18 protein-coding genes are annotated in these 19460 nt (G+C 61.1%); 14 read left to right on the forward strand and 4 right to left on the reverse strand.

Features of this window, described 5'->3' with window-relative positions; all coding sequences use genetic code 11:
* Positions 1 to 29: 29 nt before the first annotated feature.
* The gene (locus HMPREF3160_RS07325) at positions 30 to 533 is read right to left on the reverse strand and encodes a M23 family metallopeptidase (protein ID WP_070490753.1); all 504 of its coding nucleotides are present in this window, start codon (positions 531 to 533) and stop codon (positions 30 to 32) included.
* A gap of 319 nt (positions 534 to 852) precedes the next feature.
* Here HMPREF3160_RS07325 and HMPREF3160_RS07330 point away from each other — a divergent pair, with 319 nt between their 5' ends.
* Entirely contained in the window at positions 853 to 2178 is a 1326-nt protein-coding gene (locus HMPREF3160_RS07330; protein WP_141739871.1) for an ISL3 family transposase, read from the forward strand.
* A 301-nt stretch (positions 2179 to 2479) separates the two neighbouring features.
* The gene (locus tag HMPREF3160_RS10235) at positions 2480 to 2755 is read left to right on the forward strand and encodes a GNAT family N-acetyltransferase (RefSeq protein WP_232219312.1); all 276 of its coding nucleotides are present in this window, start codon (positions 2480 to 2482) and stop codon (positions 2753 to 2755) included.
* Between the two features lie 323 nt (positions 2756 to 3078).
* Here the strand turns inward: HMPREF3160_RS10235 and HMPREF3160_RS07340 are convergent, their stop codons facing one another.
* Positions 3079 to 3720 carry a LysE family translocator gene (locus HMPREF3160_RS07340; RefSeq protein ID WP_070507864.1) on the reverse strand — a complete coding sequence of 214 codons (642 nt, stop codon included), beginning with the start codon at positions 3718 to 3720 and terminating at the stop codon, positions 3079 to 3081.
* A 389-nt stretch (positions 3721 to 4109) separates the two neighbouring features.
* Here HMPREF3160_RS07340 and rpsB point away from each other — a divergent pair, with 389 nt between their 5' ends.
* From rpsB to HMPREF3160_RS07370, 6 genes are all read left to right on the forward strand, one after another.
* Entirely contained in the window at positions 4110 to 4946 is an 837-nt protein-coding gene (gene rpsB, locus HMPREF3160_RS07345) for a 30S ribosomal protein S2 (RefSeq protein WP_035756896.1), read from the forward strand.
* A gap of 42 nt (positions 4947 to 4988) precedes the next feature.
* Positions 4989 to 5825, forward strand: coding sequence for a translation elongation factor Ts (gene tsf, locus HMPREF3160_RS07350; protein ID WP_035756903.1), 837 nt, complete (start codon positions 4989 to 4991; stop codon positions 5823 to 5825).
* 253 nt (positions 5826 to 6078) lie between these two features.
* Positions 6079 to 6804 carry a UMP kinase gene (pyrH, locus tag HMPREF3160_RS07355; protein ID WP_035756906.1) on the forward strand — a complete coding sequence of 242 codons (726 nt, stop codon included), beginning with the start codon at positions 6079 to 6081 and terminating at the stop codon, positions 6802 to 6804.
* 170 nt (positions 6805 to 6974) lie between these two features.
* Positions 6975 to 7532: a ribosome recycling factor gene (gene frr, locus HMPREF3160_RS07360; protein WP_070490706.1), complete on the forward strand. Its 558-nt coding sequence runs from the start codon at positions 6975 to 6977 to the stop codon at positions 7530 to 7532.
* On the forward strand, positions 7532 to 9049 hold the full coding sequence (locus HMPREF3160_RS09720; RefSeq protein WP_083285538.1) for a phosphatidate cytidylyltransferase: 1518 nt from the start codon (positions 7532 to 7534) through the stop codon (positions 9047 to 9049). Before frr ends, HMPREF3160_RS09720 begins: the two co-directional genes overlap by 1 nt.
* Positions 9050 to 9099: 50 nt before the next feature.
* The gene (locus HMPREF3160_RS07370; RefSeq protein ID WP_370977533.1) at positions 9100 to 9687 is read left to right on the forward strand and encodes a DivIVA domain-containing protein; all 588 of its coding nucleotides are present in this window, start codon (positions 9100 to 9102) and stop codon (positions 9685 to 9687) included.
* 223 nt (positions 9688 to 9910) lie between these two features.
* On the opposite strand, the gene HMPREF3160_RS07375 is transcribed toward HMPREF3160_RS07370, so the two are convergent.
* Positions 9911 to 10375: a GNAT family N-acetyltransferase gene (locus HMPREF3160_RS07375; RefSeq protein ID WP_052048563.1), complete on the reverse strand. Its 465-nt coding sequence runs from the start codon at positions 10373 to 10375 to the stop codon at positions 9911 to 9913.
* 245 nt (positions 10376 to 10620) lie between these two features.
* Here HMPREF3160_RS07375 and dxr point away from each other — a divergent pair, with 245 nt between their 5' ends.
* From dxr to HMPREF3160_RS07405, 6 genes are all read left to right on the forward strand, one after another.
* Positions 10621 to 11883: a 1-deoxy-D-xylulose-5-phosphate reductoisomerase gene (gene dxr, locus HMPREF3160_RS07380; protein WP_256174158.1), complete on the forward strand. Its 1263-nt coding sequence runs from the start codon at positions 10621 to 10623 to the stop codon at positions 11881 to 11883.
* Positions 11884 to 11904: 21 nt separating this feature from the next.
* Complete coding sequence (locus HMPREF3160_RS07385; RefSeq protein ID WP_035756917.1) at positions 11905 to 13257, forward strand: M50 family metallopeptidase; 1353 nt, start codon at positions 11905 to 11907, stop codon at positions 13255 to 13257.
* A gap of 129 nt (positions 13258 to 13386) precedes the next feature.
* Positions 13387 to 14523 (forward strand): flavodoxin-dependent (E)-4-hydroxy-3-methylbut-2-enyl-diphosphate synthase, encoded by a 1137-nt coding sequence (gene ispG / locus HMPREF3160_RS07390; protein WP_035756919.1) that lies wholly within the window; start codon positions 13387 to 13389, stop codon positions 14521 to 14523.
* Positions 14524 to 14541: 18 nt separating this feature from the next.
* The gene (locus HMPREF3160_RS07395; RefSeq protein WP_083285539.1) at positions 14542 to 15459 is read left to right on the forward strand and encodes a GNAT family N-acetyltransferase; all 918 of its coding nucleotides are present in this window, start codon (positions 14542 to 14544) and stop codon (positions 15457 to 15459) included.
* Between the two features lie 163 nt (positions 15460 to 15622).
* Positions 15623 to 17419, forward strand: a complete 1797-nt coding sequence (locus tag HMPREF3160_RS07400; RefSeq protein WP_070507804.1) for a proline--tRNA ligase — start codon at positions 15623 to 15625, stop codon at positions 17417 to 17419.
* Positions 17420 to 17427: 8 nt separating this feature from the next.
* Complete coding sequence (locus HMPREF3160_RS07405; protein ID WP_070490709.1) at positions 17428 to 18228, forward strand: sulfite exporter TauE/SafE family protein; 801 nt, start codon at positions 17428 to 17430, stop codon at positions 18226 to 18228.
* Between the two features lie 26 nt (positions 18229 to 18254).
* Here the strand turns inward: HMPREF3160_RS07405 and HMPREF3160_RS07410 are convergent, their stop codons facing one another.
* Positions 18255 to 19403: a hypothetical protein gene (locus HMPREF3160_RS07410; RefSeq protein WP_070490710.1), complete on the reverse strand. Its 1149-nt coding sequence runs from the start codon at positions 19401 to 19403 to the stop codon at positions 18255 to 18257.
* Positions 19404 to 19460 lie beyond the last annotated feature (57 nt).

The raw sequence follows: 19460 nt of genomic DNA on the forward strand, positions 1-19460 counted from the left end.
GCGGGGCTAACGTCTAGACCCTCATAGTTTTAGGGCCCGGATCCTGGCGGGGTGTCAGCATCCGGCCACAAAACCGAAGGCTGTTCAGAGAGCAGTGTTCGGGGGTCTCTGTATAAGACGTTGGCCCCGCTGCCTGTTTTTAAACCCCAATGAACACATCGCTGATCACACGGGCCACCCGCCGCGACAGTACCGATGCGCTTGCCGGCAGTAACGCGGTCGCCCTTGCGAACCGATGCATCAACAGGTTCGACGGTTGTACGCCAGCCTGAAGGTAACTGGATCGCAACCACTGGCCGCCCTGCCACTTTTCCAGCGAAGCTGACCACGCCGTCGGCGGGTGCAACCACCGCATCGCCGGCGGCAGCTTTCAACTGGACCCCGCGGCTTCCAGCACTCCATACATGCTCAGGGGCTTCGAACCCACGCAACATCCCTACGTCTTCCCAGGATTCAGAGCCCGTGGGTTCACGGCCGACCGGCGGAACCGGTTTCGCCGCCGTGAGAGCCACCGTGCAGATCAGGGCAAGCATGCATAACAACACGGTGCGAGGCAAGCCGGTGCCGGGGAGGGGCACGATAGTCGAAAAGCGGTTGCGAGCAGGGGAGGGGCTATGAGTTTTCATGGTTCACAGTCCACTGCAGGATCGATGAGGAAGGGCAGCGGCGAGCGAAATTGTGGATAGACAGCCGACGCAAAAGAGACTGTGGATCGGTGGAAAACGCAAGCCAAAACAGGCTCTTCAGAGTTGAGTGTGGGCACGCCGATCGGGCACGGGTGCTAGGGGGTAGACGTCGAGGTCCCCGATGATGAGCGGACTCTAACCTCTGCTCACACCAAGGACCTCGACGATGCCCAACTCTACGTGCGCCTGCTCCGACACGCTCAACCGCTGCTGCCGATGCGATCTCCTCCTCGACTTCCCCAACCTCCATCTGACCGCAGTACTGAAAGACCCCACGAGCCTGGTACTCGAGGTGGAGTCCTGCGATCCCGTCGCCGGATGCCCCGGCTGTGGAGTCATCGCCACAGGGCATGGCCGGATCGTGACCTCGATGATCGACGCGCCCTGGGCAGGCAGGCCGGTGAGGATCCGGTGGCGCAAACGCCGCTGGATCTGCCGCGAGCCCCTCTGCGACGTCGCCACCTTCGTCGAGCAGAACCCCAACGTCTGCGCTGCGCGAGGGCTGCTGAGCACGCGCGCGATCCGCTGGGCAATCGGACAACTCGGCCGTGAGGGGGCGACGATCCAGGGCCTGGCCCGCCAGCTCGGCACGACCTGGAACACCCTCTGGTCCCAGATCCGACCAGTCCTGATCGCGGCCGCGAACGACCCATCCCGCTTCGAGGGCGTGCAGATCCTGGGCGTGGACGAGCATGTCTGGCACCACCGCAACCCAAGACGGCGCGGTCCGAAGGAGCCCACCGGGATGGTGGACCTGACTCACGGACCCCACCCCACCGCCAGGCTGCTCGACCTCGTCCCCGGCCGATCCGGCAACGCCTACCGGGACTGGCTCGACGAATGCGGCGAAGGGTTCCGCAAGCAGGTCGAGATCGCCACACTCGACCCGTTCCAGGGCTACAAGAACGCGATCGATGACCAGCTCGAGGACGCCACCTGCGTGCTGGATGCGTTCCACATCGTCAAGCTCGCCACCAGCGCCGTCGATGACGCGCGCCGTCGGGTCCAGCAGGAGACCCTCGGCCACCGAGGCCGTACGGGCGACCCGCTCTACGGCATCCGTCACATCCTCCGGGCCGGGCAGGAACGCCTCACCGCCCGCCAGCAGACCCGCCTGGAAACAGCGTTCGCAGCCCACCCCGATCACGTCGCGGTCGAGGTCGCCTACATGTGCGCCCAAGACGTCCGTGACGTGTTTCACCAGCCCACCCCTGCCCAGGGTCGGCGTCTGGCCGAGAAGCTCATCAACTCGTTGCCGTCCTGCCCGATCCCGGAGATCGCGAGGCTGGGAAAGACGCTGCGCCGGTGGAGGACAGCGTTCCTGGCGTACTTCGACACCGACGGTGCCAGCAACGGCGGCACCGAGGCCATCAACGGGCTCATCGAGCTCGGTCGTCGCATCGCTCGCGGCTTCAGAAACTTCGAGCACTACCGACTCCGCATGCTGTTGACCACTGGCGGGCTGGATGCCTCACCCCACACTCAACTCTGAAGAGCCAGTTATCCGATCCCTGTTAGCTTAGGTGCATGCTGGATGTCTCCCTCCTCCCGATCACCTGTGAGAACACTCGTCTGCGCCAGCTCTCCGAGCTGGACGCGGAAGCGTATGCAGCAGGTACCAGGGATGAGGCCGTGCGGCGCTTCGGCCACCTGCCAGAGCCCACCTACACCCCCGAGTCCGTACGGCGGATGATCCGAGAGGAGGTTGCGGAGGGCCTGTCATCGAGCATCACGGCGTCCCGATCGGCGACGTGGCACTGTGACTCACCGACCCCGAGCACCGCCAGGCCGAGATCGGGTGGGTTCTCGACCCGTCATACGGCGGGCACGGCTTCGCCAGCGAAGCCGTCCGGGCAGTGCTTGCCCTCGGGTTCGACCACTACAGGCTCCACCGCATCACTGCGCAGATGGATGCCCGCAACAGCGCTTCCGCAGCACTCGCTCGCCGCGTCGGACTCCGGCTCGAAGCGCATCACATCCAGGACTGGTTCAGTAAGGGCGAGTGGACCGACACCCTCGTCTATGCGCGGCTTGCGTCCGAGAGACTGCAACACTCATCGGAAGACTGATAGTAGGACCCCGCGCCGGCTGAACAGCATCAACAGCGAGGCGGAGCAGTTCCGCGACAGCGGCCACCGCGCGCTTCCCGGGCGTGAACGAGGGGTGCTCCCACCAAGATCCACATGACCCTCCATAGCGGGAGGATCGAACGCACCGGCGGCTACGTGCCGATGAATGCCTTCACGACGCCGCCCGTACGCTTTCGAGACCGACCGCAGAGAATCGATCAGGGTCTGGAGGCACCACTTCGACTACCGTTTGCCCCACACCACCTGCGGCGAGAAACCTCGGCTTGATGCCTTCACACCATCGTCGACAACGCCTTGGCCTACTACACCTCCCCGCGCGCGGCAGCTGTACGGATGCCAAGAACAATGAGAATCGTCCCGCCTCCGACGTCAATCCACCGCTTCCAGGACGCTACGCTGAAGGCGCTGGACAGCTTCGCGAGCCCCGTTGACCAGAGCCCAAGCCAGACGGCCATCACGCAGACATGGACCAGAGCGAGCATCAGCATCGAAGTCACTCCGATCAGGTCCACCGGCACGAACTGTGGCGCCAGCGTGAGGTACACGGTGGCCGCCTTCACGTTGAGCACGTTCGCCAAGTACGCCTGCCCTATCTCCTGCGCAACGGATTTGGAGTCGCTTCGGGCATGCTCTCTCTCCGCCGGGGCGCGGCTGAGCCGCGAGCGCCACACCAGCCACGCACCAAGGCCGATCAGATACATCGCGCCAACCAGCCGCAGAACCTGATACAACTCCGCGGAGCGCACCACCACCCCGGCGAGTCCCAGCCCCGCAAGCACACCATGGCTGATGATTCCGGCAGCCGTCCCCACGATCACAGCCCAAGCACCACGCCTGTCCCCCACCAGCCCTCGTGAACTCACCAACGTAAAGCTTGCGCCCGGAGTGATCACAAGCGGAGTCACCGCAACTCCAAAGGCGAAAAGCGTAGCAACCGAAAGCATTCGCTCAGTATGCCATGCGTCGACCGATATCCGACTCCGCATGCTGATGATCACTGGCGGGCTGGATGCCTCACCCCACACTCAACTCTGAAGAGCCCCAAAACATGATGTAGACTTGGAATAGCAGTTTTGTGCGTGCGATCTCGTGTGCCCGAAACTGACTTCGCGTGAAGACGCTGCATGTCGCCGATATACATCATCATCGATGCGCATCACAGGCATGCACGCCCATCCCACGGTCCAACAACAGCCAAACCTGTCCAGGCTTGGTGCGATGTTGGAAACGGATGAAGCGACCAAACGGTGCGTTTTCACTAGGGGCCGGCGCAATGCCTGGCCAATAACCGTCAAATACAACAGGGCCACCGTGCCCGTACAAGGAGAACGCAATGTCCGTCGTGACCATGCGCCAGTTGCTCGATTCCGGTGTCCACTTCGGCCACCAGACCCGCCGCTGGAACCCAAAGATGCGCCGCTTCATCATGACCGAGCGCAACGGCATCTACATCATTGACCTGCAGCAGTCGCTGTCCTATATCGACCGTGCATACGACTTCATCAAGCAGACCGTCGCCCACGGTGGCACGATCCTGTTCGTCGGCACTAAGAAGCAGGCTCAGGAAGCCATCGCTGAGCAGGCTCAGCGCGTGAACATGCCATACGTCAACCACCGCTGGTTGGGCGGCATGCTCACCAACTTCGCTACCGTTTCCAAGCGTGTTAACCGCATGAAGGAACTCGAAGAGATCGACTTCGACGACGTAGCAGGTTCGAAGTACACCAAGAAGGAACTGCTGCTGCTTGAGCGCGAGCTGACCAAGCTGCGCGCAAACCTCGGCGGTATCCGCAACATGAACCGCACCCCATCCATGCTGTGGGTTGTCGACACCAAGAAGGAACACCTCGCAGTCGACGAGGCAACCAAGCTGGGCATCCCAGTTGTCGCGATCCTCGACACCAACTGCGACCCAGATGAGGTCCAGTACCCAATCCCAGGTAACGATGACGCCATCCGCTCCGTATCCCTGCTGACCCGCGTTGTCGCAGACGCCGTCGCAGAGGGCCTCATGGCTCGCCAGGGCGGTAACAAGGGCGAAGCCGAAGAGCCAATGGCGGAGTGGGAGCGCGAACTCCTCGAGGGTGAGAACCCAACCGCACAGGCTGAGGAAGCTCCAGCTGAGAAGGCTGAAGAAGACGGTGGCCAGGCGGCTACCGAGTCCAAGTAATTTTCCGTCCATCACAACTTCCTACGAACGGGGATAACTCGAATGGCGAACTACACCACCGCAGACATCAAGGAACTGCGTGAGCGCACCGGCGCCGGCATGATGGATGTCAAGAAGGCTCTCGATGAGGCTGACGGCGATACCGCTAAGGCCCTCGAGGTCATCCGCGTGAAGGGCCTCAACAAGGCATCCAAGCGTGAAGGCCGCGCAACCGCTGAAGGCCTCGTGGCCGCAAAGGTTGTTGACGGTGCAGGCTACATGCTCGAACTCAACGCTGAGACTGACTTCGTCGCTAAGAACGAGAAGTTCGTTGAGCTGGCAAACAAGGCCCTCGATGCCGCAGTAGCTAACAACGTCGCTGACGTTGACGCTTTGCTGGCCGCAAAGATCGGCGAGAACACTGTCGCTGAGGAGATCGAGGAGCTCAGCGGTGTTCTGGGCGAGAAGATCCAGCTGCGCCGCATCGAAAAGGTTGAAGGCCCACTCGTGAAGGCATACCTGCACAAGACCTCGCAGGACCTGCCTGCACAGGTTGGCGTTCTCTTCGCAGTCGACGGCACTGGTGAAGCCGCTGAAACCGCAGCTCACGACGTGGCTGTCCACGCAGCAGCTATGGCTCCTGTCTACCTCACCCGCGAGGACGTCCCGGAGGACCTGGTCGCTGAAGAGCGCCGCATCGCTGAAGAGACCGCACGCGCCGAGGGTAAGCCAGAGCAGGCACTGCCGAAGATCATCGACGGTCGCATGACCGGCTTCTTCAAGGAGAAGGTCCTGGTTGATCAGCCATTCGCTAAGGACACCAAGCAGTCCATCCAGCAGGTCCTGGATGCAGCTGGTGCCAAGGCTGTCGCCTTCGCACGTTTCCGCGTTGGCGCCTAACAAGGCTGGTAGGGGCCTCATGCTCCGATAGACACCAGGTGTGCCCGCACTCGTCACGAGTGCGGGCACAACCGTTTAAAGCCAGCCACAGTGATTGATTCCGCGTCCAAGACCGGCGGCGCGTCGCGCCCACCTACGCTGAGGAGGCAGTGCTCGTGAGTGACGCAACTGACACGCCTCGAATAGCGGCGGGCGGCGTATGCGAAAATAAAGGTCGATTGCCTACCCACCTTGAACGCCTAAAGGAGCCTTGATGTCGAACACCCCTAGCAAGCAGCGTCGGCGAGTCCTATTGAAGCTCTCGGGAGAGGTGTTTGGTGGCGGCAAGCTGGGCGTGGACCCGGCGACCGTGCGGCGCATCGCCGAACAGATTGCCTCGACTGTGGGCGAGGTAGAAACAGCGATCGTTGTTGGCGGCGGCAACTTCTTCCGCGGAGCTGAGCTCGCGGAATCCGGTATGGACCGTTCCCGTGCTGACTACATGGGGATGCTCGGAACCGTCATGAACTGCCTGGCGCTTCAGGACTTCCTTGAGCAGACCGGTGTTGAGACCCGCGTCCAGTCCGCCATTTCGATGTCCCAGGTCGCTGAAGAGTACATTCCACGCCGCGCGATCCGTCATCTGCAGAAGGACCGCGTTGTGATCTTTGGTGCAGGTGCTGGCCTCCCATACTTTTCAACCGATACGGTCGCGGCCCAGCGGGCGCTTGAAGTCCACGCTGACCAGGTTTTGATGGCCAAATCCGGTGTCGACGGTGTCTATACCGCGGACCCGAAAACCAACCCTGACGCTAAGAAGTTCGAGAAACTCACTTACAGCGAAGCCCTTGCCGGCAACATCCGGGTTATGGATCAGACCGCGATGACGATGTGTAAGGACAACGGCCTGGAAATGTTCGTTTTCGGTATGGAAGGCGAAGGCAACGTTGCGGCAGCGATCCGCGGCACCGCCCAGGGAACTCACGTCACAGTCGCCTAAAGTGGCGGCCTAGCCCATGGGGTAGGTGGTAACGCTAGAAGCCAAACAGGGTAGCCCTGGGGCTTAGCAAAGCGAGTGGGTAGCCTAAGATGTATGACAAGATGCACCTTTGGTACGTATAACCCGTGGTGCACGTTGACGGTGTAAATAGAACCCTCGAAGGAGTTCCGATGATCCAGGAAGTGCTGGGCGAAACCCGCTCCGCTATGGAACGTACGATCGAAGCAGCTCAAGAAGACTTCGCAACTGTCCGTACCGGCCGGGCAAACCCGGGCCTATACGCCAAAGTGATGGTTGAGTACTACGGCTCCTTCACCCCGCTTCAGCAGCTGGCCTCCTTCCAGGTGCCGGATGCGCGCACTATCCTCATCAACCCTTACGATGCCTCCTCGATCCGCGCGATCGAGAAGGCGCTTTCCGATTCGGAGATCGGCGCTAACCCATCCAACGATGGCCGCCAGATCCGCATCACGATGCCGGAGCTGACCGAGGAACGCCGCAACGAGTACGTCAAGCTTGTGCGCACCAAGGCTGAAGAGCACAAGGTAGCCCTGCGTAACCATCGCCGTAAGGGCAATGACATGCTCAAGGAACTTGAAGAGGACGGCGGCGTTGGCGAAGACGACGTCAAGCGCGGCGAGAACGAACTGAACCAGATGGTTCGTGAGTTCGGCGAGCAGGTCGACGAGATGACCAAGAACAAGGAAGCCGAGCTCCTCGAGATCTAATGACGTACACGTCTGGTTTCCGGAATGAGTCCAGCCCTGTCGAGGGGCTGGGCTCATCGGTGTCTGTTGATGAGACGCGAGCGCGCCGTGCCGCATCGACGCATGTCGATGCGCCATCGCGCGCTTCAAGGCGTCCTGCAGCACCCGGGAGCAGGCGGGCACGCCGTCAAGCCGAGCGAGCAGCAGCTGCGGCAGCCGCGGCAGCGGAAGCTGAGACCCCCGAAGCGAAGGATCTTGAGGCACCAGTTCTCGAAACCGGCAACGCGCAAGCCGACACCACCGAACCCGTGGCTGAAGCCAACACAGCGCAGGAGGTTCACACAGCGCAGGAGACTCACACGGCGCCGCAGCCTATCGTTGAGGCGCCGGAGCCGGCTGAGCTGCGGGGGTGGAGGGCCGATCAAAATGCGGCGTGGGAGCCTGCCTACGATGAAACGCCCGAGCCTGTTGCTGCTGTGGAGGCTGAACAGGATGCAACCGCGCTGTATGAGCAGGATGCAACGGCAGCGCATCAAGAGGAAGCACCGGCGCGGTTCGGACACGATGCAACTGCCCTGTTTGAACAGGATGCAACTGCAACGTATGACAGGGATGCGTTGGCTGGGCAGGATGCCGTGCCTGAAGAAGGTGCGCTACCTGCACCGTACGGGGCGCTGGAACCGCTGAGTGTTCCTGATCCGAATGATTTGCCTGAGCCGAAACCGTCTAAAGCGGGCCGTAACCTTCCGGCGGCGATCGGCGTGGGCGCGGGTCTTCTCGCCGTGCTTGGTCTCGGGCTTTTTGTTTTTCCCTATCTGCTGATCGCGCTCGGTTGCTTGGTTGCAGGTATCGGTTCGTGGGAAGTCTCGCGTGCGCTCAAGGCGCGCACGGGTATCCCTATTCCGTTGGCACCACTTCTCATCACGAGCGTCGCTTTGCCGTTGCTTGCGGGCATCTACGGGCCTGTCGCGCTCTCCTTGGGGTTGACCGCCTGCCTTGTGCTCGTGGTGATCTGGAACCTGCTTGAGGGGCGTTCGCACGGCTCACAGTCGATCGGGCTGAGCGTTCTAGTGGTGGGGTGGGTCCCGCTGCTGGCCTCTTTCGCGTTCTTGATTTTTCAAACCGAGCGTGGTGCTGCCGCGTTGCTCACGGTTGTTCTGCTGGTGGTCTCTAACGACACGTTCGGCTACATCGTCGGGGTGACCCTGGGTAAGCATCCGATGGCGGCACGCATCAGCCCTAAGAAGTCCTGGGAGGGCTTCGCAGGTTCGCTGCTGGGCGCGACCATCGTGGGTATCGCGTTGTGCCTGTGGGTTCTGCAGATACCGTGGTGGCTTGGCGTTGTCTTGGCTATTGCGACGGTCGTGTGCGCCACGTTGGGCGATTTCGCTGAGTCGATGGTCAAGCGTGCGCTCGGGGTCAAGGACATGTCTAACTTGTTGCCGGGGCACGGCGGCATGATGGACCGCCTGGATTCCCTCTTGTTTGCGATGCCTTTCGGCTACGCAGTGGTTATGTTGGCTGAAGCGCTGGCCTAACCCTCAGATAAACTCTCACTTGCACATACCTCTATCGAAGGAGCGCCACGGTGGCTCGAACGGATAACGCCGGTCTGGCTGGCACTTTGTTTGCACGGGTGGCTGACGACGCCTTTGGATACGACACCGGTCAGGTCGAGGATTTCTTGGCGCGTGCCCGTAAGACGTATGAGGCGGAGAACCTGAACAGGGACGTTGTCACGAGCTCTGTAGTGCGGCGGGCAACGTTCGACCCGGTCAGGGGCGGCTATGATCCTCGCGAAGTCGATGCGGCTTTGGACCGGCTCGAGGACGTCTTCGCGGCCCGTGAACGCAACGCCCTGATCGAGTCTGAAGGCCACGACCGTTGGCTTGAGAACATCTCTCAGGTCGCGATGGTGTTGCGGGCTCGTCTGCATCGAGCGCCGGGGGAGCGTTTCCGCCGTCCATCCAAACGGAACGTACCGTCCTATAACATCGCAGACGTCGACGCGTTGTGTGACCGTCTCATCCAGTACTTCGAACACGATGTCCCCCTGAGCGTTGACGATGTACGCCGTGTGGTGTTTAGGCGAGCTGAGGGCGATGAAGGCTATGAAGAGAACCAGGTGGATGCGTTCTTGGACCGCACCATCGAACTCATGGCCGCGATCGACTAACGCGGCCAAGACGACCCACTAGAACGATGACCCATTAGCGCGTGGTCAACGTTTGGGCCCGGCACCACAAGGTGCCGGGCCCAAACGTTAGATAACTGTATTACTCAAATAATATTGCTCAAGGTTGCAACCACGGAGTGCAGCCACGGAGCACAGCTACGCATATCAGCGACGCATATCAGCTACGTGTTTTAGCTACAGAGCTCAGCTACAGGCCAGCGCGTTAGCTGAGTTCGAAGTGGTCTTCGGCGACGATTTCTCCGCGTGCGTTGGAGAAGTCCCTGGTCTGGTCGACTTGTTTGAAACCGCGGCCTTCAAGGATTTTGTGTGTTCCCACGTTGTCAGCCACCACGGATGCGCGAACGGGCCGCTGCGGGAATTCCTCGAGCATCGCTTCCACGGCGGCGGTGGTGACTCCCTGGTTCCAGAAGGATTTATCGGTCCAGAAGGAAAGCTCCGCGTAGTCCTCGTGGAAAGCCATGACGATCGAGCCGGCTACTTCACCATCGTGCTCAATGGTGCGCACCTGGATTTTAGGGTCGCGCAACATGAGGCCCCAGTGATAGTCGAAGACGCTGCGGTCGCTGGGGTTGCGGGCGCTGAAGGCCGCCATATGGTTGGCGTCCGGGTCCTGTTGGTGAGCGAAGAAGTGCTCGAGGTCCGCAGGTTCAACGGGGCGCAGGCGCATGTTTCCTCCGGGTGCTAATGAATGAATATGTATTGCTTATCTATCTTAGGCCAGATGGTGCCCACCTGGGTTTTGCCTCAATGTTGGGCTATCACCGGTTTCGGGTGCCAGCTGCGTTGGCTAGTCATGGCACACTAGCAGGGGCGCGTTTGCCTGTAGATGCTGGGGCGCTTCCGCAGCAGTGTGGTGGGGTTGCTGGTTTTTATTGTTGATGCTGGGTTGTTCGGTTTGTGAGGGAGCTTGTTGTGGCTAGGTCTGTTGTGATTGTGGGTTCGACGGGGTCGATCGGTACTCAGGCTTTGGCGCAGATCGCCCGTGCGGGGGACCGGTTTGCGGTCCGGGCTATTTCTGCGGGGCAGCAGGCTCGCGAATTAGCGTTGCAGGCGGTGGCGTTCCGGCCGGATGTGGTGGGTTTGGCTGGCGCTGAGGAGATGAGTGCCGACGATGTGCGCGGCGGCTTCTTGCTGCATCTGGCAGGTGCTAAGGAGGTTGCTTCACGTGAGGGGCGGCTTGAGCTTGCCGGTGTCGGTGAGGTTGAGGTCGATGGCGCGGGCCTGGACGCTTATGTACCTGAGGTTGTGGTTGGTGACAACGCGGCGCGCGCGTGTGCGGCGTTGCCTGATGTGGATGTGGTGCTCAACGGGGTCACGGGTTCGCGCGGTTTGCGGCCTACGCTGGCGGCTATTGAGGCCGGTTCTGTGGTGGCGTTGGCTAATAAGGAGTCGCTGGTTGCTGGCGGCCGGCTGGTGATGGATGCGGCATCGCCGGGGCAGATCGTTCCTGTGGATTCGGAGCATTCAGCGATCGCGCAGGCCTTGCGTTCGGGAACCCGTAGCGAGGTTGAGCGTTTGATCATCACCGCATCAGGCGGTCCGTTCCGCGGCTGGAGTGCCGAGCAGCTTGAGGATGTCACCCCGCAGCAGGCGTTGGCTCACCCTACCTGGGATATGGGGCGTGTGGTCACAACCAATTCGGCGACCTTGGTGAATAAGGCGCTTGAAGTGATTGAGGCGCATCTGCTGTTCGACGTCCCGCTGGAGCGGATTGTTCCGGTGGTGCATCCGCAGTCGGTGGTGCATTCGATGGTCGAGTTTGTGGATGGTTCCACGATTGCGCAGGCGTCTCCACCGGACATGGGGTTGCCGATCGCGTTGGGTTTGAATTGGCCGGATCGCTTGCCGGGGGCGTGCACACCGGTGGATTGGACGCAGGCTCATACGTGGGAGTTTTTCCCGATGGATCATGAGGCGTTTCCTGCTATCGAGCTTGCGAAGAAAGCGCAAGAGGCTTCACCGACGCACATGGCCGTGTATAACGCAGCCAATGAGGAAGCGGTGGATGCTTTCCACGACGGCGCGATCGGTTTCCGGAGGATCGTCGAGGTCGTGGCCGAGGTGGTTGAGGCTTATGACTCGGATGCGAACACGGCAGAGTATGGCCGTAGTGTTGAAGGGGTTTTGGCCGCCGAAGAGTGGGCGCGCGATAAAGCCCGCAAGCTGTGGGCTTGAGTTTTACCGGTTGGGATTGAGATGGATCAGGTTCTGGCGTATGTGATTGGCGCGCTGGTGATGCTGGTGGGTATCGGCATCTCGATTGCGTTGCATGAGGTGGGGCATTTACTGCCGGCTAAGGCTTTCGGTTTGCGCGTGCCTCGCTACATGGTGGGTTTTGGACCTACGCTGTTCTCTTTCCGTAAAGGGGAGACAGAGTACGGGATCAAATTGCTGCCGCTGGGTGGGTACATCACGATGATCGGTATGTATCCGCCGCATCAGGACGGCAAGCAGCGGCCTACACGCACCGGTATTTTTCAGCAGTTGTCCGATGAGGCGAAGAAGGCTGAAGCTGAGACTCTGCAGCCTGGCGATGAGAAGCGATTGTTTTTGAACTTGCCGGTGTATAAGCGGATCATCATCATGCTGGGTGGCCCGTTTATGAACCTGCTTTTAGCGTTCGTGTTCTTTGGGATTGTTCTTACTGGTTTCGGGGTCGCGACTCCTACGACCACGGTGTCTGAGGTGTATCAGTGTCTTCAAGCAGTGGATGACGAGAACACGCGCCCGGCGGGGGAGGGACAGAGCTGCCCTGAGGGTGCCCCAGCTGGGCCGGCGTATGCGGCGGGCTTGAAGCCTGGGGATGTCATTACCTCGGTTGACGGTGTTTCGCTTGACGACACTGATTGGTCTGCACTCACGGACCGGATCAAGGCAAGCCCTGATCAAGAGCTCAGCATCGGTTATGAGCGCGATGGTGTCGCATCGACCACAACCTTGGTTCCGGTTGAGACGGCTCGGCCTGTTGTTTCGCCCTTGGGGATGGTTGAGAAGAACCGTGACGGTACTGCCAAGGTGGAGTCGGTGGGTTTCGCTGGCATCGGTTCGACAGCTGAGATCCGGCCGCGGCCGGTAGGTGAGGTCCCGGGTTTTGTATGGGAGAACGTCAAAGCTGTTTCTGGTGTTGTGACTCAGCTTCCGCAGAAAGTTGCTGGCGTTGCCCAGGCCGCGTTCAGCCCAGCTGAACGCGATCCGAACGGGCCGATGTCCGTGGTAGGGGTGGGCCGCATCGCCGGCGAGATCACCTCTTTCGAGCAGATCAGCGTCAAAGATAAGCTCGCAAGCTATCTGAGCCTGATGGGTTCGCTGAACGTCGCGCTGTTCGTGTTCAACCTGATCCCGCTCTTGCCGCTTGATGGCGGGCATATCGCAGGGGCTTTGTGGGAGAAGATCCGCAAAACGTTCAACAAGATTTTCAAGCGCCCTGACCCGGGACCGGTGGATCTTTCGAAGATGCTTCCGGTCACCTATGTTGTTGCAGGTTTATTGCTTGTCATGGGTGTGATCTTGATCTATGCCGACCTCGTGAAACCGGTGTCCCTGCTGTAGCTTGCCTCAGATGCTGCCTCAGGCATGTGAAGGTGCCGGCAGCGGCATGGGAAGATAGAGCACAGCAGTGGATTCGTTTATCACGTATGAGTTCTTGGAGGACACCTCGTGTCATCGGTTAATTTGGGAATGCCTACACCACCACCTATGACGTTGGCTCCGCGGCGCAAGACCCGCCAGATGATGGTCGGCAACGTCGGTATGGGCTCGGATCACCCGATCACCGTGCAGTCGATGACGACCACGAAGACTCACGACATCGGCGCTACGTTGCAGCAGATCGCCGAGCTCACCGCCGCTGGCTGTGACATTGTCCGTGTCGCGTGCCCAACAGACAAGGACGCCGATGCGCTGAAGGTCATCGCGCAACAGTCCACGATCCCGGTGATCGCGGATATCCACTTCCAACCCAAGTACGTCTACGCAGCCATTGAGGCCGGTTGCGGTGCGGTGCGTGTCAACCCGGGCAACATCCGCAAGTTCGATGACCAGGTTGCAGAGATTTCCGCTGCCGCGAAGCAGCACGGGACCCCGATCCGCATCGGCATCAACGGCGGCTCCCTCGATAAGCGCCTGCTGGAGAAATACGGCCGCGCAACCCCGGAGGCTCTCGTTGAGTCCGCGTTGCAGGAAGCCGCGCTGTTTGAAGAAAACGATTTCTACGATTTCGGTATCTCCGTCAAACACTCTGACCCGGTCGTGATGATTCGCGCGTATGAGCTGCTCGCTCAGAAGGGCGACTGGCCGTTGCACCTGGGTGTCACCGAGGCAGGTCCTGCCTTCCAAGGCACCATCAAGTCCGCAACCGCTTTCGGCGCGCTGCTCTCTCAAGGCATTGGCGATACGATCCGTGTCTCACTTTCGGCCCCACCTGTCGAAGAGATCAAGGTCGGCGAGCAGATCCTCCAATCGCTGAACCTGCGTCCACGCCAGCTCGAAATCGTCTCGTGCCCGTCCTGTGGACGCGCCCAGGTCGATGTGTATGAGCTCGCCAACAACGTGACCGAAGGCCTCAAAGACTTCAAGGTTCCGCTGCGTGTGGCCGTCATGGGTTGCGTCGTCAACGGGCCAGGCGAGGCACGCGAAGCCGACCTCGGTGTCGCATCCGGCAACGGCAAGGGCCAAATCTTCGTCAAGGGCGAGGTCATCCGCACGGTCCGTGAAGACCAGATCGTGGAAACCCTGCTCGAAGAAGCCCACCGCATCGCCGAGGAGATGGGCGCAAGCGAGACCGAAGGCGCATCGCCTTCCGTGTCCGTCCACTAGGTAACGGTCTCAACGTCAATGGTGATCCGGCAGATCGTGAACCGGGCCGGCGCCCGGATGGCGGATCTGCGCTCGCCGGACCCCAGCATCCGCACCCTCACGAATGAGGACGCGCCAGCGTTGCTCGCGTTGATCGCGCGCAACCCTGTCCAGCATGCTTTCGTTCAGCAGCAGCTCGATGTTGTTGGCGGCAAGATCGATGTTTTGCCGGGCGCACGCATCCTGGGCCGCTTCGATGATGCAGGCGTGATGGTTGCGGCGTGCTGGCTGGGAGCGAACGTGGTGCCTGTGACCGCGGATGAAGGCGAGCAAGCCCGGGAGCACGGTGAAGCGTTCGGGCGGCGGGTCCTGACCAGCCGTAAGCGCTTCGCCTCGATTTTCGGTCCGAAAGCAGGAGTTGAAGGGATCTGGGATGTGGTGAAGACCAGCCCGGCCTTCTACCCGCGTAGTGTGCGGCTCACCCAGCCGTTCATGACGTTGGAAGGCCCGGCTGTGATCGAAGGATCTGGCCGAGTCCGGCAAGGGTATGTGAGTGATTTCGATGCGTTCTGGCCGGCTTCCGTTGCGATGTTCACCGAGGAGCTTGGCTATTCACCCCTCGATGTAGGGGAGGCCTCCTATAGGACGCGGGTCAAACAGTTGCTGGCGTGCGGGCAGGCTTTGCTAGAGCCGGGTGCGGTGGGCACAACGGTGCGGTTCAAAGCCGAGCTCGGGGTCGTGACCGGCCAAGCTACACAGATCCAGGGCGTGTGGATGCATCCGGACCACCGCGGCATCGGGCTTTCAGCGAGCCGCGTGGCAGATGTCGTGGCCCATGCGCACACGTGGGCGCCCGTGACGAGCCTGTACGTCAACGACTACAATCACGCGGCTCGAGCAGTCTATGAGAAGGTGGGCTTCCAAACCACCGGGATGTTCGCGACCGTCCTGCTGTGAGCATCGAATCCCGGGACGGGCACGCGGCAGCGCGCCACATAGCCGGCCGCTATGCGTGGGCAGACTACACTGGACACGAGCCGTCACCGGATACTAACGGTGAACGCAACCGATTTGCTGATTCACTCTGCACACCCCGATCCACCCTGAAAGGGGAGGCCCTGTGGTAACACGCCTTTCAACGTTCTTTCTCCGCACGCTGCGCGACGACCCTGCCGAAGCTGAGCTCGCAAGCCACAAGTTGTTAGTCCGGGCTGGCTACATCCGCCGTGCGGCACCCGGGATCTATTCGTGGCTGCCGCTGGGGCTCAAGGTCCTGAACAAGGTCGAGAACATTGTGCGTGAAGAAATGAACGCGATCGGCGCTCAGGAAGTGCATTTCCCGGCGTTGCTTCCGAAAGAGCCCTATGAGGCGACGGGCCGCTGGGAAGAATACGGAGACAACATTTTCCGTCTGAAGGACCGCCGTAAGGCCGACTATCTACTCGCGCCAACGCACGAGGAAATGTTCACCCTCTTGGTCAAAGACATGTACTCCTCGTATAAGGATCTGCCGGTGTACCTGTACCAGATCCAGACGAAATACCGCGACGAGGCCCGCCCGCGTGCGGGCTTGCTGCGTGGCCGTGAGTTCATTATGAAGGACTCCTATTCCTTCACCCTGGATGAGGAAGGCCTCGATGAGGCATATGCGGCTCACCGCGCGGCGTACCTGAAGATTTTTGAGCGTTTGAGCCTCGAAATCCGCCCGGTGTTCGCGATGGCGGGAGCGATGGGTGGCTCGAAGTCGGAAGAGTTCCTGCACCCAACCGAAACAGGCGAGGACACCTTCGTGGTCTCCCCAGGCGGTTACGCCGCCAACGTTGAGGCCGTGACGACGCCGCCGCTGGACCCGATCGACTACACCGACGCGCCGGCCGCCCACGTTGAGCTGACCCCGAACAGCGAGACCATCGAAACGCTCGTTGACGCAGCGAACGAGAACCACCCGAAGGACACCACGTGGACTGCCGCGGACACACTCAAGTGCGTTGCGTTGGTTGTTGTGACACCGAACGGTGAGCGCGAACTCGCCGTCGTGGGTGTCCCCGGCAACCGCCAGGCTGACCTCAAACGCATCGAGGCGACCATCGGTGAGCTCATGGGTATCGTCGGTGAATCCCAGGTTGAGGTTGCCACCGATGAAGACCTTGGCCGTCACCCTGAACTGGTCAAGGGCTACATCGGCCCTGGCTTGTCCAAGGATGAGGCCGTTTTGGGTCGTGAAGCACGTTCGGGCGTCCCGTTCTTCGTTGACCCTCGTGTTGTTGAGGGGTCAACCTGGATCACGGGCGCGAACCTCCGCGACCATCACGTATTCGGTTTGGTTGCAGGCCGTGACTTCGCTTGGGATGGTGTGCTTGAGGCTGTTGCGGTGGAAGACGGCGACCCCGCACCCGATGGTTCCGGTCCGTTAAAGACGACCCGCGGCATCGAGATGGGCCACATTTTCCAGTTGGGCCGCCGCTACGCTGAAGCGTTGGACCTGAAGGTTTTGGATCCCAACGGTAAAGCGCAGGTTGTCACGATGGGCTCCTACGGCGTGGGCGTGACCCGCGCGGTTGCGGCTATCGCTGAGGCCCATCATGACGACAAGGGTCTGGTGTGGCCTCGCGCTGTGGCACCCGCCGATGTTGTGGTGATCATCGCTGGCAAGGGGGAAGAGCTCACGGAAACCGCCGAGGACATCGCGGGCAAGCTCGATGAAGCCGGCTTGGAGGTCATGCTCGATGACCGCGCCAAGGTTTCTGCGGGCGTGAAGTTCCGTGACGCTGAGCTGATCGGTATCCCTACCACTGTTGTTGTGGGCCGCGGCGTGGCCGATGGCGTGGTTGAGGTCAAGGACCGCGCCACGGGCGAGGCCGAGAATATCGCGCTCGATGTGGTAGTTGAGCACGTTGCCCAGCTCGCAGCTCACTAAGCTCGCCTATGGACTACATCCTCACGGACACCGGCGCGCTCAACATCGGGTTGATCCTGTTAGTTTTGGGCGCCGGTTTCCTTGCGGGATGGGTCGATTCGGTGGTTGGCGGCGGCGGGTTGATCCAGCTTCCGGTCGTGTTGCTGATTCCGGGGCTGACCCCGGTTCAGGCTTTGGCCACGAATAAGGTCGGCTCGATTTTCGGTACCACGACATCGGCTATCACGTATGGCCGGCGTGTAAGGCCGGACTTAGCCACGAGCCTCGGGCTTGCACTCACCGCGGGGCTCGCCTCGGTGGGTGGGGCGGCCGTAGCTTCGATACTGCCGACCGAGGTTTTCAAGCCCATCATCCTCGTAGCGCTTGTTGTGGTTTTCGTTTTCACGCTCGCTAAGAAGAACATGGGGGCCTCAACCGCGCTCAAGCATGCGAGCATGAAGCACCATGTTCGGGCGTGGGGGATCGGTATCGCGATCGGGTTTTATGATGGTGTGCTGGGGCCGGGCACAGGATCGTTTCTGGTGATCGCCTTGGTTGGGGTTTTGGGGTATTCGTTCCTGGATGGATCAGCGTGCGCGAAGATCGCTAACTGGGCCACCAACTTCGGTGCGTTGTGCTTCTTCATCCCCGCAGGCCACGTCGTGTGGCCGCTCGGTATCGGACTGGGGATCGCGAACATGTTCGGGGGCTATATCGGTTCGCGTATGGCAGTTTCAGCCGGCTCACGTTTTGTGCGGATCGTGTTCCTCGTGGTCGTGACCGCGCTCATCATCAGCGTTGGAGCGGACACCCTTCGGCAACTGAGCTAGCCCGCTGAGTTAGTGAGCCCGGCTAGCTAACGCGTGTATCCGGCGAGCTGGAAAGACAAAGCCATGAGCACGATGCGCGCCTCGCCGTGATAGTGCGCCGCGAGGTGTTGCAGCGGTTCAGCAAGTGATGCTTGCGCTGAAGCGAGCTTTTCGGTCCCGGATGCGAGGTAGTCTTCCCGCGGCCCGATGGTCGCAGCAGCATAAGGGTGCCCGGAGGCCTTACCGAGACCGAGCGTGAGATCGCGCGAGGCTTCGAACCATTCCTGATTGCTGTCTGCTGGGTTTCGGTGCGCGATGATGCGTGCCGCTTCAGTGATTTTGGCTGATGTTCGGCCCGTCCGATCCCACAAGGCGGCGGCCTGTTCAGGCTCGCTGGGGTCCGCTAGGGCAACCACGTCCCCTAAAGCCGCCACGGGGTCGGTGATGTCTGCGGAAGCTAACGCTTCCTTGATCACTGCGGCCGCATCGTTATCTAGGGGTGGGGCGCCGGCTTTCTGGGAAGCCGAGTACAGCGTGACGGAGGCTGCGATCAGCCGGGATGCATCCTCACGGCTCAGCTGCTCATTATCGCTAGGACGCAAGGCCAACTGCATAAGCTCACCGGAGAGGACGGCGGCGTCTTTAGCGTTATCCTGCCCGCTGGCTTTCTGAGCGGCTACATGTTCTTCGATCCACCGCATCTCACGGTTTGTAGCCGGCCCGCCCCAGGCGTCCGAGCCACTCAACAGCTCATAGGCTGTGCGTGCCGCGGCCGTGACATCCTCGCCGCTATGGGCCTGATCTACCTGCGCGAGCAAAACCCGGGCACGGTACACAGGGCTGTGTTCGGTCCGGGACACCGCCTTATCGAATACAGCGTCTCCAGGCCTTGCGTTAGCGGAATAGCTGCTCGTGGTGGTTGTGACGCCTAACCAGCATGCGCTCACCATCAGCACAGACACGGCGGCGCGGCCCATCCGTGAACCGGAACCGCGGGACTGTTGGGTATCCCGCCGTGCCCGCCGACCGTCGCCTGGGGACTGTTGGTTATTGCCCGAGGTTGGTTGGTCGTCTCCCGAGGTTTGTTGGCCGTCGCCTGGGGTCTGTTGGTCGTTACCCTGGGCCTGCGGAGCTTCCTGAGTTGCCGGCGACGTCTCCTGTGTCGCTGACTCCGTGGAATCCTGTACTGAACGCATAACGCTATGGTGCCATGCGGGTAGGGTAGATCTGTACAGACACAGCGTAAAGGGAGG

The organism is Arthrobacter sp. HMSC06H05 (genome assembly GCF_001807395.1).
Lineage (GTDB): Bacteria > Actinomycetota > Actinomycetes > Actinomycetales > Micrococcaceae > Pseudoglutamicibacter > Pseudoglutamicibacter albus.

Coding starts and splice junctions, on each gene's coding strand:
- frr (WP_070490706.1), top strand. CDS start 6,975: ATGATCCAGGAAGTGCTGGGCGAAACCCGCTCCGCTATGGAACGTACG.
- HMPREF3160_RS07325 (WP_070490753.1), bottom strand. CDS start 533: ATGCTTGCCCTGATCTGCACGGTGGCTCTCACGGCGGCGAAACCGGTT.
- HMPREF3160_RS07330 (WP_141739871.1), top strand. CDS start 853: ATGCCCAACTCTACGTGCGCCTGCTCCGACACGCTCAACCGCTGCTGC.
- rpsB (WP_035756896.1), top strand. CDS start 4,110: ATGTCCGTCGTGACCATGCGCCAGTTGCTCGATTCCGGTGTCCACTTC.
- HMPREF3160_RS09720 (WP_083285538.1), top strand. CDS start 7,532: ATGACGTACACGTCTGGTTTCCGGAATGAGTCCAGCCCTGTCGAGGGG.
- pyrH (WP_035756906.1), top strand. CDS start 6,079: ATGTCGAACACCCCTAGCAAGCAGCGTCGGCGAGTCCTATTGAAGCTC.
- HMPREF3160_RS07410 (WP_070490710.1), bottom strand. CDS start 19,403: ATGCGTTCAGTACAGGATTCCACGGAGTCAGCGACACAGGAGACGTCG.
- tsf (WP_035756903.1), top strand. CDS start 4,989: ATGGCGAACTACACCACCGCAGACATCAAGGAACTGCGTGAGCGCACC.
- HMPREF3160_RS07340 (WP_070507864.1), bottom strand. CDS start 3,720: ATGCTTTCGGTTGCTACGCTTTTCGCCTTTGGAGTTGCGGTGACTCCG.
- HMPREF3160_RS07405 (WP_070490709.1), top strand. CDS start 17,428: ATGGACTACATCCTCACGGACACCGGCGCGCTCAACATCGGGTTGATC.
- HMPREF3160_RS07375 (WP_052048563.1), bottom strand. CDS start 10,375: ATGCGCCTGCGCCCCGTTGAACCTGCGGACCTCGAGCACTTCTTCGCT.
- HMPREF3160_RS07395 (WP_083285539.1), top strand. CDS start 14,542: ATGGTGATCCGGCAGATCGTGAACCGGGCCGGCGCCCGGATGGCGGAT.
- HMPREF3160_RS07385 (WP_035756917.1), top strand. CDS start 11,905: ATGGATCAGGTTCTGGCGTATGTGATTGGCGCGCTGGTGATGCTGGTG.
- ispG (WP_035756919.1), top strand. CDS start 13,387: ATGCCTACACCACCACCTATGACGTTGGCTCCGCGGCGCAAGACCCGC.